The following is a 13,992-nucleotide window of genomic DNA, read 5'->3' on the forward strand; positions in this document are numbered from 1 at the left end:
GGTCACGGACTCCAGGGGCCGCGCGCCCTAGGCTTGCTGAACCTCCCCTTCCCCGACGGCCCGGCCCCCACCGGTCCCCGAACGAGGAGGACACCCATGGCCCGACGAAGCGCGATCGCGATCGGCTGCGCGCTGGCGCTCTCGACCCTGTTCCCTGCCGCTCCTGCCGTGGCCGAGTGGACCGACCCCGTGTGCGAGGTTGACGGCGCGCCGGAGGCAGGCCTGTCCGGATGCGTTCCCCCCGCGGACGCCGGTGGCACTTCGTTCGACCCGAACTCCTGCGCGGGCGCGCGGACCTGCGAGCAGACCTACGCCGAACTCGAGGGAACGCAGTTCGCCGACCCGATCGTGCGCGACGAGGACGATCGGGCGATCGCCGAGCTCGACGTCCGGCTCTCGAGGGGCAGCGGAGTCGCGTATGCGGGATGGACGACGTTCGCGCTGTACGACGGCAAGCAATGCAGGGGCACGGTCCGCGACAACGGCCACTGCGGTTGGCTGTACCACAAGTTCCGCGCCGTCACCGACCAGGGACCCCGTCCCGGCGTGTTCGTGACCGCGTTCCCGGCGCGTTCGGGCAACAACTACCCCCCGCAGCGGTGGGTTCGCAACGTCGGCCCGGTTCCCGATCGCTTCAAGGGCTCTGCCGGCGGCAAGGTCCGCGACTCGTTCCGCTGGGGGCGTATGCACGGCAGCTACACGGGATTCGAGTGGGACTCGCGATCGTCGTTCTTCCCGGGCAAATGGCGCCTCGATCCCTGGGTGATCTACAAGCCGGGCTCGTCTCGCACCCGCAGCTCGTTCGAGATCCACGGCGGCCGGCGCTCCGACGGCGGCGCCAGCCTGTGGACGACCCGTACCGCCGGATGCATCCGGCTCTCGATCAAGGGGATCCGCGGCCTCAAGTCGAAGTGGGACAACCGCACGGACAACCGCCGCCGAGCCAGCCTCTACGTGGTCCATCATGGCTGAGCGAGCCGATGCCGAGCGCTCCGACGTCCGGGGCCTGCGCCCGATCGCCGTCGCGTTGGGCGTGCTGCTCGCGCTCGCGGCATGCACCGACCGCGGCGCGGACGACCGTGCGGCTCGAGCCGGGTTCCACTCCCCCTCGGCGGGCACACCCGCACCATCTCCGGTTCCCTCGGGGCCGTTCGGAACCGCGCGCTGGAGCGGCGAACCGGTCCCGACCGGCGCGCTGCTGCATGACGACGGGCGCACGCTCTGGTCGATCGCGCTGGACGGAGACCGATCGGCCGTGTGGCGCCACCCCGAGGCGTTCGTGCATCGGGTGGCGGCCTCCGAGGACGGCCGCCGCGTCGCGCTCGCCGTGACCCGGGGCGACGACCGCTCGCTCGGACCCGAGGATCCGTCGGCTTTCCTCTACGTCCTCGAGCCGGACGGCTCGGTGCGAACGGTCGACGTCGTCGACGACTATCGCGTGATCGAGGCACCGACCTTCCTGCGCCCACCGACCACACCTCGCGGTCCCGAGCGCGTGTACTGGATCCGTTTCGCGGACGGGATCGACGACCGTGGTCGGCTCGAGACCGACGTCATGGTCGACGACGGCGGACCGCGGCGCGTGGCGCTCCCGCTGCGGTTCGCCGAGGGGGTGATCGACGTGTACGGCTACCCGGGCGCCTCGCGATTCTCGGTCACGCTGTTCCGGCAGAACGACGTGCCAACGCGGTTCGAGATCCTCCGCAACGACGACGAGGGCCGCAGCACGGACGCCGCGCTCACGCTCTGGGGGAACAACGAACCTCGCGCACAGACCGATTCGGGCGTGGGGGTCGCGTGGATCTCTCCCACCGACTACGTGATCCCGGTGGTCCACGAGTTCTTCGCACGCGGATACACGCTGCGTCGGTTCCGTGTCGGGTGCGAGGCGATGGGTTCCGAGGTCGTCTACCGGGGCACCGGCATCGACCGGGGGTACGAAGAGGTGCCCTGGCAGCTCCTTCCCGCGGGGGCGCGCCGAGTTCTGGTGCTGCGATCGGCCGACGTGCGCCGGATCGCCGATGGCCGGGCCGCGTTCGCCCGCTGGCACACGATCGACCTGCGTTCGGGACGGCTGATCGAGACGTCGATCACCTGGCGGCCCGGCGAGGGCGGGTGGACCTGGGTTGCGCCCGCGTCGCGCGCGAACGACGAGGGACGGTGCGAGGGGATCGACTGGCGATTCCCCTGAGGCGGGGACCGAACCGGCGGGAACCGAGCGGCTACTCCTCGGGGGGTCCGCGGCCACCGGGCTCCTTGCCGGAGGCCAGCCCCCGTTCGATACGGGGCCAGAGCAGGTACGACACGGCCACGATGGCGTAGAACGCCGCGAGCACGAGGATCCCTCCGCGGAACTCGATCGGCAGCAGCGCAGGCAGCAGCGCCCCCGCGACCCAGGCGAGCTGGAACTGCACCTCGTACCGGACGAAGACCCTCCCCAATGCTCCCTCGGGCGCCTGACGCTGCATCAAGCTCTGGAACGCCAGGCGCCCGAGCTCGCTCGCGCCACCCACCGCGAGTCCGAACAGGGCGAGCATCGGCAACGTGAACGCCTGGAAGGCGAGCAGCGCCCCGAGCCCGGCGCCGGCCACACAGCCAACGACGACGAGCTCCTCACGGATCGTGTTCGGCAGCCGCGGGGCGAGGACGTCGGCCAGCAACACTCCGATCACCCCCGCCCCGAACAGCACCCCGAACCAGTACGCGGGCTGGCCCTCTCGACGCAGGGCGAACGCGAGCAGGAAGATCATGAACCCGTTCGCGGCGCGCAGGCCCATCGCGCCGATCGCCGGCGTCGCGAGCGAGGCGATCCTCCCGCGCTTGCCCACCTGCTCCGTCCGCGGCGTCGGCGCGACCCGCGGTTGTGGCAGGCGAAGCATGAGCAAAGCCGTCGCGCCGTAGACGAACGACGCCAGGTACAAGGTGGTGGCGTCGCCGAACAGGCGAAGCACCACGATCCCCGGAACCGCCGCGAGCACGGCCCCGACCGCCGCCACGCGACCGAGCCGGGCGTTGGCCCGAACGAGTCCCTCCCCCGGCCCCGCATAGGCGAGCACGAGCGCGCTCCGGCTGACGCCGTGCACGCGCGAACCGGCGAGCAACAGGAACACGGCCGGGAACAACAAGAGAGACCCGGTGCGAGGCGCCGCATAGAGCGCGAGGAACGCTCGTGCGGCCGCGGCCGCGACCGTGATCGCCCGTCGGGGTCCGGCACGGTCGAGAACGGGAACGAGCAGGGGCCCGGCGACGGCGAGCGGCGCCATCGTCAGGAGCAGGTACAGCGCCACCTCCCCCTCCGCCTCACCGACCGGGATCGAGAAGAAGACGGAGTTCGCGAGCGCCACCGCGACGAGCACGTCACCGCCGACGCTCGCCAGGTTCACGAGCGCGTATCCGTCGAGGGGGTTGTCCGAGCGCCACATCCGCCGCAGGGGCCAGACTGCCGTCGCGACCCCGGAGGCCGTCAGGACCAGCAGCACGGCCCACCACGGGCGCTTGTGGGAGCGCCGTCCGCCCCGTCCGTCGGACGGCCCCTCCGTGTCCCCGCGCTCGTCGCTGGGCGGCTCCACCGCGGATCCTCTCTAGGAGCGCAGGCGCTCGCGCAACAGTTCTCCGGCGAGCTTCGGATCGGCCGACCCGCCCGAGGCCCGCATGACCTGCCCGACGAGGAACCCGAGCGTCCCCTCGTTCCCGGCCCGGAACTTCTCCGCGGCATCGCTGTTCCCGGCGAGCACATCGTCGACGATCCTGCCGAGCTCGCCCGTATCGGAGACCTGCTGCAGGCCTTTGTCCTCGACGATCGCCTCGACCGTGCCGCCCGACGCCACGACGACCTCGAGCACCTGCTTGGCTGCTGCCGGGGAGATCGTCCGGTCATCGACCAGCCGCACCAAATCGGCGATGTGGCGGGGCTCCACTCGGCTGCCGAGCAGCTGCGAGCCGTCCTTGTTCAGTGCCCCGGCGAGATCCTGCGTCACCCAGTTGGCCGCCGCTCCGGGATCGGCCCCGAGGGCGAGAACCGCCTCGAAGAACTCCGCCCACCCGCTCGACCCGGCAAGGATCCGGGCAGGATCCGGTTTGAGCCCGAGCTCGTCCTCGTACCGAGCGCGACGCGCCGCGGGGAGCTCGGGGAGCCCCTCCCGGACCCGGCCGACCCAATCGCTCGACGGGGCCAGCGGCGGGATGTCCGGCTCGGGGAAGTAGCGGTAGTCGAAGGCTTCCTCCTTCGAGCGCATCGACGTGGTCACCCCCGTGTCCTCGTTCCAGTGACGGGTCTCCTGCACGATCGCCTCCCCCGCATCGAGGGCCGCGCCCTGCCGCTGGATCTCGTAGCGGATCGCCCGTTCGAGGGAACGCACCGAGTTCATGTTCTTGATCTCGACCTTCGTCCCCAACGCCTCGGTCCCGACATCCCGGAGCGAGACGTTCGCATCGCATCGCAGCGACCCCTCTTCCATCCGAACATCGGATACCTCGAGCGATTCGAGCGTGGCCCGGAGCTCGCGCAGGTACGCACCCGCTTCCTCGGCCGAACGCAGATCGGGCTCGGACACGCACTCGACGAGCGGGACGCCCGCCCGGTTGTAGTCCACCAGCGCGTACTCGGCCTCGGCGATCCGACCCGTTGCCCCGGCATGGGTCGTCTTGCCCGTGTCCTCCTCCATGTGAACGCGGGTAATCCCGATGCGGCGGGATCCGCTCGCGAGCTCGATGTCCAGATGCCCGCCGACGCACGTCGGGAGGTCGTACTGGGAGATCTGGAAGTTCTTCGGCATGTCCGGATAGAAGTAGTTCTTCCGGGCGAAGACCGACCTGGGCGCGATCTCGCTGCCGAGAGCCAGGCCGATCTTCACGATCGAGGCGATCGCCGCCTCGTTCGGGACCGGCAGCGTTCCCGGATGGCCGAGGCAGACCGGACAGGTGTTCGTGTTCGGTGGGTCGCCGAAGCCGTTGCGGCACCCGCAGAACATCTTCGTGGCCGTCGACAGTTCGACGTGGCACTCGAGCCCGATCACCGCCTCGCGCTCGGTCACGTTCCAGCAGCCTCCCGAACGATCGGAGGGGTCGGGTCGAACGCCAGTGCGCTCTCCACCGCATGCGCCGCGCGAAGCAGGTCGGACTCGGCCAGCACGGGAGCGGTGAGCTGGAGCCCGACCGGCAACCCGTCGTCGAGTCCGCACGGCAGCGAGATCGCCGGAACACCCGCGAGGTTCGCCGGGATCGTGAAGACGTCGTTCAGGTACATCGCGAACGGATCGTCGACCTTCTCGCCGAGCGCGAACGCCGTCGTTGGCGAGGTGGGCGACACGAGGACGTCGTGATCGGCGAACGCCGCCTCGTAGTCGCGGATGATCAGCGTGCGAACCTTCTGCGCCTGGCCATAGTAGGCCTCGTAGTACCCGGCCGACAGGGCATACGTGCCGAGCATGATCCGCCGCTTGACCTCCGCACCGAACCCTGCCCCACGGGTCTGCGTCATCATCGCGATCGAATCGGTCGCACCTTCGACGCGGTAGCCGTAGCGGACGCCGTCGTAGCGAGCGAGGTTCGACGACGCCTCCGACGGCGCGATCAGGTAGTACGCCGACAACGCCGAGGCGGCATGGGGCAGCGACACCTCGTCCACGCGTGCACCGAGTCGCTCGAACGCATCGACGGCCGTTCGCACCCTATCCCGGACCCCCGGTTGCACGCCCTCGCCGAACGTGTCCGCCAGGACGCCGACGCGGAGCCCCTCGACTCCGCCCTCGATCCCCTCGGCGAAGTCACGGCGCGGCTCGTCCAGGCTCGTCGCGTCGCGCGGGTCCCGTCCCGCGATCGAGGACAGCAACACCGCGGCGTCGCGGACGTTGCGGGTGAAGGTGCCGACCGTGTCGAGCGACGAGGCGAACGCGATCAACCCCGAGCGGGACACCCTCCCGTACGTCGGCTTGAGTCCGACGACCCCGCACAGGGCCGAGGGTTGACGGACCGACCCTCCGGTGTCGGAGCCGAGCGCCCACACGGCCTCTCCCGCGGCGACCGAGGCGGCCGATCCGCCCGAGGATCCTCCCGGGACCGTCTCCAGGTCCCACGGGTTGTGGACCGGACCGAAGGCCGAGTTCTCGTTCGACGAACCCATCGCGAACTCGTCACAGTTCGTCTTGCCGACGAGCACCGCGCCGTCGCCCGAGGCTCGGGACCACGCGGTGGCGTCGTAGGGAGGAACGTAGGACTCGAGGATCTTCGAAGCGGCGGTCGTACGGATCCCCTGGGTCGTGAAGACGTCCTTGACCGCCAGGGGGATCCCCGCGAGCGCGGTCTGGTCGGCACCGATCGACCGGTACTCGTCGAGGGCCGCGGCGCGTTCGCGGGCCACATCGGGAGTCACGGTCAGGAACGCCTTCACCCGCTCCTCGACCGCGTCGATGCGAGCGAGGCACGACTCGGTGATCTCGACGGCGGTGAGCTCTCCGCTCGCCAGCGCCGGCGCGAGCTCGGAAGCGGTTCGGTCGCAGAGTTCGGTCACGGCCTCACTCGATCTCCGCAACGCGGGGAACCTTGAAGCGGTCGCCCTCGCGCTCAGGGGCGTTGGACAGGGCCTCCTCCACCGGCAGCGAGGGCTCCAGCTCGTCCGTACGCATCACGTTCGAACGCGGGATCGCCGACGAGGTCGGCGAAACGGCATCGGTGGCGACCTCGCCGACCTTCGCCGCGTGCTCGAGGATCTGGCCGAGCTGCGCGGTGAGCTGGAGCCTCTCCTCCTCGGTCAGCGCCACCCGCGCGAGCTTCGCGACGTGCTCGATATCGATCTCGACCGGCATGAACGCAGAGTCTAGTTGCCCGGCGCGAGGGCCCCCAGGCCGGATCAGCCGCCGATCCGCTTACGGAACTCGGCCTCGTCGATCACCTCGACGCCGAGCTCGACCGCCTTGTCGTACTTGGAGCCGGGGTTCTCCCCCGCCACGACGAAGTCGGTCTTCTTCGACACGCTCGACGAGACGCGCGCGCCCGCCTGCTTCGCGGCCGCAGCGGCCTCGTCACGGGAGAGTGAGGCGAGACCCCCGGTGAGCACGACCGTCGTGCCGGCCAGCGGCCCGTCCTTCGGGAGCGCCTTCCGCTGCTCGGACAGTCGAACCCCGGCGTCTCGGAACTTCTCGATCAACGCCAGGTTCTGGTCGTCGTCGAACCAGGCACGCACGCTGCGAGCGATCTCGGGTCCGATGCCTTCGACGTCGTCGATCTCCTGCTCGCCGGCGGACGCGAGAGCGTCGATCGAGCCGAAGGCGTCGGACAGCAGCTGCGCGACGTGTTCTCCGACGTGCCGGACGTTGAGGCCGACGAGCAAGCGCCAGATCGGCTGCTGCTTGGAACCTTCGATCGACGACCGCAGGTTCGCGACCTTCTTGTCCTTGAACCCGGGGAGCTCGGTGAGCTGGTCCTCCGTGAGGGCGTAGACATCCGCCGGATCGGTCACCAGTCCCCGATCCATGAGCAGGATGCCCGTCTCGTAGCCGAGACCCTCGATGTCCATCGCCCCGCGCCCCGCGAAGTGGAACAACCACTCCACGTTCTGGGATGGGCACGCGGCCTTGTTCGGACACCGATGGTCTGCTTCTCCCTCGGGACGGACGAGGGGCGTACCGCACGAAGAACAGTTCTTGGGCATCCTCCACTTCCGCGCGCCCTTGGGACGCAGCGAGAGCACCGGACCGACGATCTCGGGGATCACGTCCCCGGCACGGCGCACGATCACCGTGTCCCCCGTGCGCACATCCTTGCGCCGGACCTCGTCCTCGTTGTGCAGAGTGGCGTAGGTGATCGTCACACCACCGACGAACACGGGCTCGAGGACCGCGAACGGGGTGACCTTGCCCGTCCGTCCCGTGTGCACCTCGATCTTCCTCAGCTTCGTCGTGCGCTCTTCGGGGGGGAACTTGTGCGCGGTGGCCCACCGAGGAGCCTTCGAGGTGGCGCCGAGCTGGCGCTGGAGCGCGAGCTGGTCGACCTTGACGACGACCCCGTCGATCTCCCAGTCCACGGAGTGCCGATCGCGTTCCCAGCGCTCCGTGTACACCTGGACCTCCTCCAGCGTCTCGAACACCTCCGAGGTGGGTTGCACCGGAAGCCCGGCCTCGCGGCACCACGCCAGGAACCCCGAATGGGTCTCGAAGGAGATCCCCTCGGCGTAGCCGAAGCTGTGGCACCACAGCTTCAGCGGGCGGCTCGCCGTGACCTTCGGGTCCTTCTGGCGCAGCGACCCGGCGGCGGCATTCCGCGGGTTCGCGAACGGACGCTGCTCGCGCTCGGTCAGATCGCGGTTCAGCCGTTCGAAGACGGGGACCGGCAAGTAGATCTCGCCGCGCACCTCGAGCAGTACGGGGGGATCGTCCAACCGGAGCCGTGTGGGGATCGAACGAACCGTTCGCACGTTCGCGGTGACGTCCTCCCCCGTCGTCCCGTCGCCGCGGGTGGCGGCCTGGACGAGCACGCCGCGCTCGTAGGTGAGCGCTACCGCGACCCCGTCGATCTTGAGCTCGCAGCTGAACCGCGCCACGTCCCCGACCGCCTTCTCGACCCGCGCCGCCCAGGCCACGAGATCCTCGGGAGAGAACACGTTGTCGAGCGACAACATCCGAGCTCGATGCCGGACGGGCTTGAACAGATCCGTGGGCGTCGCTCCGACCCGCTGCGTGGGACTGTCGGGAGTGATCAGCTCGGGGAACCGCTCTTCGAGCTCCGCGAGCTCTCGGACCAAGGCGTCGTAGTCCGCGTCGGCAACCTCGGGATCGTCGAGCACGTGATAGCGGTAGCTGTGGTGGTTGATCTGCTCGCGCAGCTCTTCGACCCGCAGCTTCGCTGCCGCGAGCGCGCGCCGGTCGCTCTTGGTCCCGGTGGCCACCGCGTCCCCCCTAGGAGGCGATCTCCAGACCGCCCGCGACGCCGATCCGACCCCGGTGCACGACGAGTCCACCGATCACGTCGGGAAGCTCCTCCAGGTACCGGAGGGCCTGGCGCAGTCCGTCGGTCTTCGGCAGCAGCGCCTGGACCCCCGCCGCGGCGGCATCCGCGAGCATGCACGAGGGCGCCACGACCGCGAGCGCATCCGCCCCTTCGGTGTCACGCCGGCCGCGCCCCGTGGTCGTGGAGACACCGACCCCGCCGGAACGTGGCTCGAGGACGACCCCGAGGGATGTTCCCTCGTCACGCTGGGCCACCGTGATCTTCGAGCGCTTGCGCGCCCGCAGGAACAGGTCGCCCCCGCACTCGACCGTGACCTCTCCCGTCTGGCGGAGCAGCAGCCGGCCGACGAAATCGACGACGGCACCGCGCGCGGAGAACATCGGACCCACTCCCGCGGCCGCAGAGGCCGCGACCATCTCCCGGATCAGCTCCGGCGCCGACTCGGGAACCGCGATCGGGCGCTTGCTCGAGAAGCTGGGGTGCTGCAGGGAATACGCCTGGAGCTGTTCCCAGAAGGTCAGGGTCGCCGCCCGGGACTCCTCGACGAGGTCGGGCGGCGCGGTCACGCGGACAGAAAACTCCTGGACCCGGATCTCGAAGGTCTCCTGCCGCTTGCGGAGCAGCTTCACCCCGTCCGCACCTCCGCACCCGGGACCGGCGCGTCGTCCCCGGGACCGTCCGAGGCGTGGCGATCGACCGGGAGGGCCTCCACGATCCGCGCGCCCCCGAGGAGCTCGTCACCCCGGTACACCACGACGCTCTGCCCCGGTGCCACCCCTCGCTGCGGGGTCGCGAATCGGACGAGGACCGAGTCGCGCTCGGGTGAGATCCGCGCCGGGATCGGATCACCCCGGTAGCGCAACTGCACCTCGGCCCGGAACGCGGCGGTCGACGGAGCCTCCCCCGCCACCCACGAGACACGATCGGCGACCAGGCCGCCCCGAGAGAGCAACTCGGAGGAGCCGACGAGGACGCGGTCGGTCGCGGTGTCAACATCGACCACGTAGGTCGGCTCCGGCCGGGAGACACCGAGGCCGCGGCGCTGCCCGACGGTGTAGCGGAAGGTTCCCCGATGCACACCGAGGACCGCTCCCGTCGACGCATCGACCACCTCGCCCTCGCGGATGAGATCGGGTGCATGCGTCTCGAGGAACGCCGCGTGGTCGGCCCCCGGCACGAAGCAGACCTCCTGGGAGTCCGGCTTGCCCGCGACCGGAAGTCCGAAACGCTCGGCGAGGCGCCGGGTCGTGGCCTTCGGCATCCCCCCGACCGGGAACAACGACCGTTCGAGCTCGCGCTGCCCGAGCATGTGGAGCATGTACGACTGATCCTTGCCCGCGTCGAGCCCTCGGCGGAGACCACGCAGGCCGCCCGCCTCACGCACGTTGCGGACGTAGTGGCCCGTCGCCACGAAGTCGACTCCCAGCTCGTCGGCGCGTTCGAGGAACGCCCCGAACTTGATCTGTTCGTTGCAGCGGGCACAGGGGTTGGGCGTCCGCCCGGCCGCATGCTCGGCGAAGAAATCGGCGAGGACCGTTCGCGAGAAGCGCTCGCTCATGTCCACGACCTCGAATCCGAACCCCGCGATGCGAGCGACCTCGGCCGCGTCCGTCCTCGCCGTGGGCCCGCAGCACCCGTGATCGACCCCGTCGAGGTGAACCAGGGACAGGTGCGACCCCAGCACCTCGTAGCCCTGCTCGTGGAGCAGGCACGCTGCGACGGACGAGTCGACGCCGCCCGACATCGCCACGAGCACCTTCGGAGTCCCGGCCATCGGACAAGTGTAGTCGCGCGTTGCGACCCGCCCTGCCCGGCGTTTCAGGCGTCGGCGGCACATCTGCCACCATTGCCGGGCATGGCCCCATCCACGCAGCCGGCGAGGCCCCAGCCGTGATCGAAGCACGGTTCGACGACCTCGGTCCCACCCCTCGCTCGTTCCGCCTCGAGGAGCCCGTCGGTGTGATCGAAGCCCATCGGCCGGACGAGGTGAGGGACGCACTCGCCGCGGTCGAGGCCGCCACCGCGCGAGGGCTGTGGGCGGGAGGTTTCGTGAGCTATGAGGCGGCCCCAGGATTCGACCGCGCGCTCGTGGTGGCCTCGCGCCCTCCCGGCGACCCGTTCACCGAGCTTCCCCTGCTGTGGTTCGCCTTGTTCGACAGGGTCGAACCGACGGAGCTCCCGGAGGGCCCCGACGTCGACGAACCCGACGGGTCCGCGGACGCCCTCGGACAGACGTGGGTTCCGTCGATCGATCGAGCACGCTTCGATGCGTCCGTGGGATCGATCCAGGAGCGGATCGAGGCGGGTGACACCTATCAGGTGAACTACACGCTGCGGCTACGCGCCGGACTCGCCGGCGACGAGCGTGGTCTGTACCGAGACCTGTGTCTCGCGCAGCGGGGAGCGTACGGTGCCTACCTGAACCTCGGCCGCTATCGCATCGTCTCCGCCTCTCCCGAGCTCTTCTTCCGGATCGAGGACGGACCCGAGGGCGAGCGGATCGTGACCCGTCCGATGAAGGGAACCGCCGCGCGCGGACGCTGGGCCGAAGAGGACCTCGAGGCGGCCTCGCGGCTCGGCGCATCGGCGAAGGACCGAGCCGAGAACGCGATGATCGTCGACCTGGTGCGCAACGATCTCGGCAGGATCGCCCGGCCGGGCTCGGTCACGGTTCCCGACCTGTTCACCACCGAGCGGTACGAGACCGTGTGGCAGATGACCTCCAGGATCGAGGCCGACCTGGAACCGGGAACGAGCGTGACCGATGTGTTCGGTGCGCTGTTCCCGAGCGGATCGGTCACGGGTGCCCCGAAGATCGCCACGATGGAGCTGATCGCCACTCTCGAGGACTCGCCGCGGGGCGTGTACTGCGGAGCCGTCGGTCTGCTCGCACCGCCCGGGAGCCGCGAACCCCGGGCCGTGTTCAACGTCGCGATCCGGACCGTGATGCTCGACACGCGGACCGGCACGGCGGAGTACGGGGTCGGAGGCGGGATCACCCACGATTCCCGCGCGGCGGCCGAGTACGACGAGGTCCTGGCAAAGGCACGGGTCCTGGCGGTACGTCGCCCTCCCTTCGATCTGATCGAGACGATGCGCCGGCACCCCGGCGGCGGCGTCCACGGGTTCGAACGGCACCTCCGACGGCTGTCGTCCTCGGCCGCGTACTTCGGATTCGCGTTCGACGAGAGCCGTGTCCGCGAGGCGATCGAGGCGGCGACCGTCGGAGTGGACGAGGCAGTCCGCGTGCGGTTGCTCCTCGCCCGGGACGGAACCGTGACCACCGAATCGATGCCCATGGTTCCTCCGCGCACCGAGCCGGTCCGCATCGCGATCGACGACGTCGCGGTCCCCGTCGACGACGCGCTGCTGTTCCACAAGACCACCCGCCGTTCCCGCTTCGAGGAGGCCCGCGCCCGGCACCCCGAGGCCGAGGACGTTCTCCTGGTCAACGGTCGCGGGCAGATCACCGAGTCGACGATCGCGAACGTCGCCGTGCGGATCGACGGGATCTGGTACACACCCCCGCTCGGAGCCGGATGCCTGCCCGGAACGCGCCGGTCCGAGCTGCTCGAGGACGGCACACTGCACGAGCGAGCGATCATGGTCGACGAAGCGCGCGGTGCTCAGGAGATCGCGCTGATCAACGCGACGCGGGGATGGAGACCTGCCGTCCTTATCGACGCGTGAGTTCGCCTCGAGCGCGAACTGCGCACCGCAGGGGCGTCAGTCGGCGTCCTTCCCGCGGGGCGCGGCCGGCGGTGACGGAGGCGGGAACTCGTACGGATGGGTCCGCTCGTCGTCGAGCGGGCAGTCACATAGCGGGCAGCGCGGAGGCTCCTGGTACACGAGCACGGTTCGCTCGCAGTACGGACACTCCGCCTCTCGCATCGAGGGGTCGTCTGTGCTGTTCGGCATCCGGTTGGGAACGCCCCGGGGGGAGCGATCCCTACAGTTGTCGGTCGACCGGGTGCTCGGCTTTACCGTTCGGGTGACCGACGCCTCCCCCACGGGAACCGATCAGGGTGATGCGGCCGATGCGGGACTGGCCACCTCGCACCCGCTCCCCCCTCGCACCGTGCGACATCACCCACGAACACGCGAACCCTCTCCGGCCCCGAGCCGGAGAGGGTTCGGACGGATCTGTCTGGGGAGAGGGCTGGGTTCAGGCCGCCTCGGCCTTGCGTCGCCGCTTGCCTCGGGGGACGTAGCTGTGCACGGGTTCGTGCTGCCAGCAGAATTCCCACTTGTTGTAGATCGAGAGCTTCGTGACGCATCCATCGGCGGCGCACTCGCGTCCTGCCTGGTAGGTGCGGTTGGGCTTGTTCAGCTGCCGGACCCTCGCTCCTCTGTAGCTCTGTTCGGCCACGTCGGTTCCTCCCTTTGGTGACGAGCCTCGGGTATGTGCCATTGCTACCCACGCTGCAGCCTCGTCAAGCATTCGAACCGTCGGAAGGGTCGGTTCATTCCCCGTCACGGGGGATCGAACGGGGGCCGCCGGAACCGGGATCCCGAGGGGCGGAGCGGCCGATCAGGCCTGGTCGTCGCCGATCCGGCGTTCGAGGGCATCGGTCGAGGACGTGAGCTGCACCACCCGCGGCGTGAACCCGAGCTGCTCCCAGAACGTCATCGATCCTTCGTTCGGAGAGAAGGTCTTCAGGGTCACCCACGGGACGTTCCGCGCGGCAGCGAACCGCGTGGCCTCGCGCACGAGCGCTCGGCCCACACCCCTGCCTCGGTGGCCCGCGCGCACGACCACCCCCGAGAGCTCGAGCGCGCGCTCGTCGGAGAAACGCGAGGGGACGTTCACCTCGCCGTAGGCCATGCCCACGACTTCGCCGTCGTGCTCGGCCACCAGCACGACCTCGTCCGGCCTTCCCATCGCCGCTCGGTACTTGGCACCGACCTGATCGTAGAAGCCCGGGCGCGGGGTGAACACCCGCCAGTCACGCTGCATCGAGTCCAGCTCCTGGAACAATGCGACGAGCGACGGAACGTCGGGCGGCGTCGCCTGGCGAACCTGCATCCAGATGCCCCTCTCCTTGCCTC

At 70.0% G+C, this 13,992-nt stretch carries 11 protein-coding genes and 1 pseudogene; 3 read left to right on the forward strand and 9 right to left on the reverse strand.

Annotated features, from left to right (window positions below; all coding sequences use genetic code 11):
* The first annotated feature begins 96 nt into the window (after positions 1 to 96).
* Both WEF05_07830 and WEF05_07835 read left to right on the forward strand, forming a co-directional pair.
* Positions 97 to 972 carry a hypothetical protein gene (locus WEF05_07830; protein MEX1101791.1) on the forward strand — a complete coding sequence of 292 codons (876 nt, stop codon included), beginning with the start codon at positions 97 to 99 and terminating at the stop codon, positions 970 to 972.
* A complete protein-coding gene (locus WEF05_07835) occupies positions 965 to 2,191 on the forward strand; it encodes a hypothetical protein (protein MEX1101792.1) in 1,227 nt (408 codons plus the stop codon). Before WEF05_07830 ends, WEF05_07835 begins: the two co-directional genes overlap by 8 nt.
* 31 nt (positions 2,192 to 2,222) lie before the next feature.
* On the opposite strand, the gene WEF05_07840 is transcribed toward WEF05_07835, so the two are convergent.
* From WEF05_07840 to mnmA, 7 genes and pseudogenes are all read right to left on the reverse strand, one after another.
* Positions 2,223 to 3,569, reverse strand: coding sequence for a hypothetical protein (locus tag WEF05_07840; GenBank protein ID MEX1101793.1), 1,347 nt, complete (start codon positions 3,567 to 3,569; stop codon positions 2,223 to 2,225).
* Positions 3,570 to 3,581: 12 nt separating this feature from the next.
* Complete coding sequence (gene gatB / locus WEF05_07845; protein ID MEX1101794.1) at positions 3,582 to 5,033, reverse strand: Asp-tRNA(Asn)/Glu-tRNA(Gln) amidotransferase subunit GatB; 1,452 nt, start codon at positions 5,031 to 5,033, stop codon at positions 3,582 to 3,584.
* Entirely contained in the window at positions 5,030 to 6,508 is a 1,479-nt protein-coding gene (gene gatA, locus WEF05_07850) for an Asp-tRNA(Asn)/Glu-tRNA(Gln) amidotransferase subunit GatA (protein MEX1101795.1), read from the reverse strand. The genes gatB and gatA overlap by 4 nt, the downstream gene beginning before the upstream one ends.
* A 4-nt stretch (positions 6,509 to 6,512) precedes the next feature.
* Positions 6,513 to 6,803 carry an Asp-tRNA(Asn)/Glu-tRNA(Gln) amidotransferase subunit GatC gene (gene gatC / locus WEF05_07855; protein ID MEX1101796.1) on the reverse strand — a complete coding sequence of 97 codons (291 nt, stop codon included), beginning with the start codon at positions 6,801 to 6,803 and terminating at the stop codon, positions 6,513 to 6,515.
* Between the two features lie 44 nt (positions 6,804 to 6,847).
* Entirely contained in the window at positions 6,848 to 8,881 is a 2,034-nt protein-coding gene (gene ligA / locus WEF05_07860; protein ID MEX1101797.1) for an NAD-dependent DNA ligase LigA, read from the reverse strand.
* Between the two features lie 10 nt (positions 8,882 to 8,891).
* Complete coding sequence (locus WEF05_07865) at positions 8,892 to 9,572, reverse strand: hypothetical protein (GenBank protein MEX1101798.1); 681 nt, start codon at positions 9,570 to 9,572, stop codon at positions 8,892 to 8,894.
* Between the two features lie 92 nt (positions 9,573 to 9,664).
* A pseudogene (gene mnmA / locus WEF05_07870) lies at positions 9,665 to 10,717 on the reverse strand (tRNA 2-thiouridine(34) synthase MnmA).
* 116 nt (positions 10,718 to 10,833) lie between these two features.
* On the opposite strand from mnmA, the gene pabB reads away from it, so the two are divergent.
* Complete coding sequence (gene pabB, locus WEF05_07875; protein MEX1101799.1) at positions 10,834 to 12,633, forward strand: aminodeoxychorismate synthase component I; 1,800 nt, start codon at positions 10,834 to 10,836, stop codon at positions 12,631 to 12,633.
* A gap of 475 nt (positions 12,634 to 13,108) precedes the next feature.
* Here pabB and WEF05_07880 read toward each other — a convergent pair whose 3' ends face one another.
* Both WEF05_07880 and WEF05_07885 read right to left on the reverse strand, forming a co-directional pair.
* Positions 13,109 to 13,312, reverse strand: coding sequence for a hypothetical protein (locus WEF05_07880; protein MEX1101800.1), 204 nt, complete (start codon positions 13,310 to 13,312; stop codon positions 13,109 to 13,111).
* A 162-nt stretch (positions 13,313 to 13,474) separates the two neighbouring features.
* The gene (locus WEF05_07885) at positions 13,475 to 13,969 is read right to left on the reverse strand and encodes a GNAT family N-acetyltransferase (GenBank protein MEX1101801.1); all 495 of its coding nucleotides are present in this window, start codon (positions 13,967 to 13,969) and stop codon (positions 13,475 to 13,477) included.
* Positions 13,970 to 13,992: the final 23 nt, after the last annotated feature.

The sequence above is a fragment of the Actinomycetota bacterium genome (genome assembly GCA_040881665.1).
In the GTDB taxonomy this organism is placed as follows: Bacteria; Actinomycetota; UBA4738; order UBA4738; family HRBIN12; genus JBBDWR01.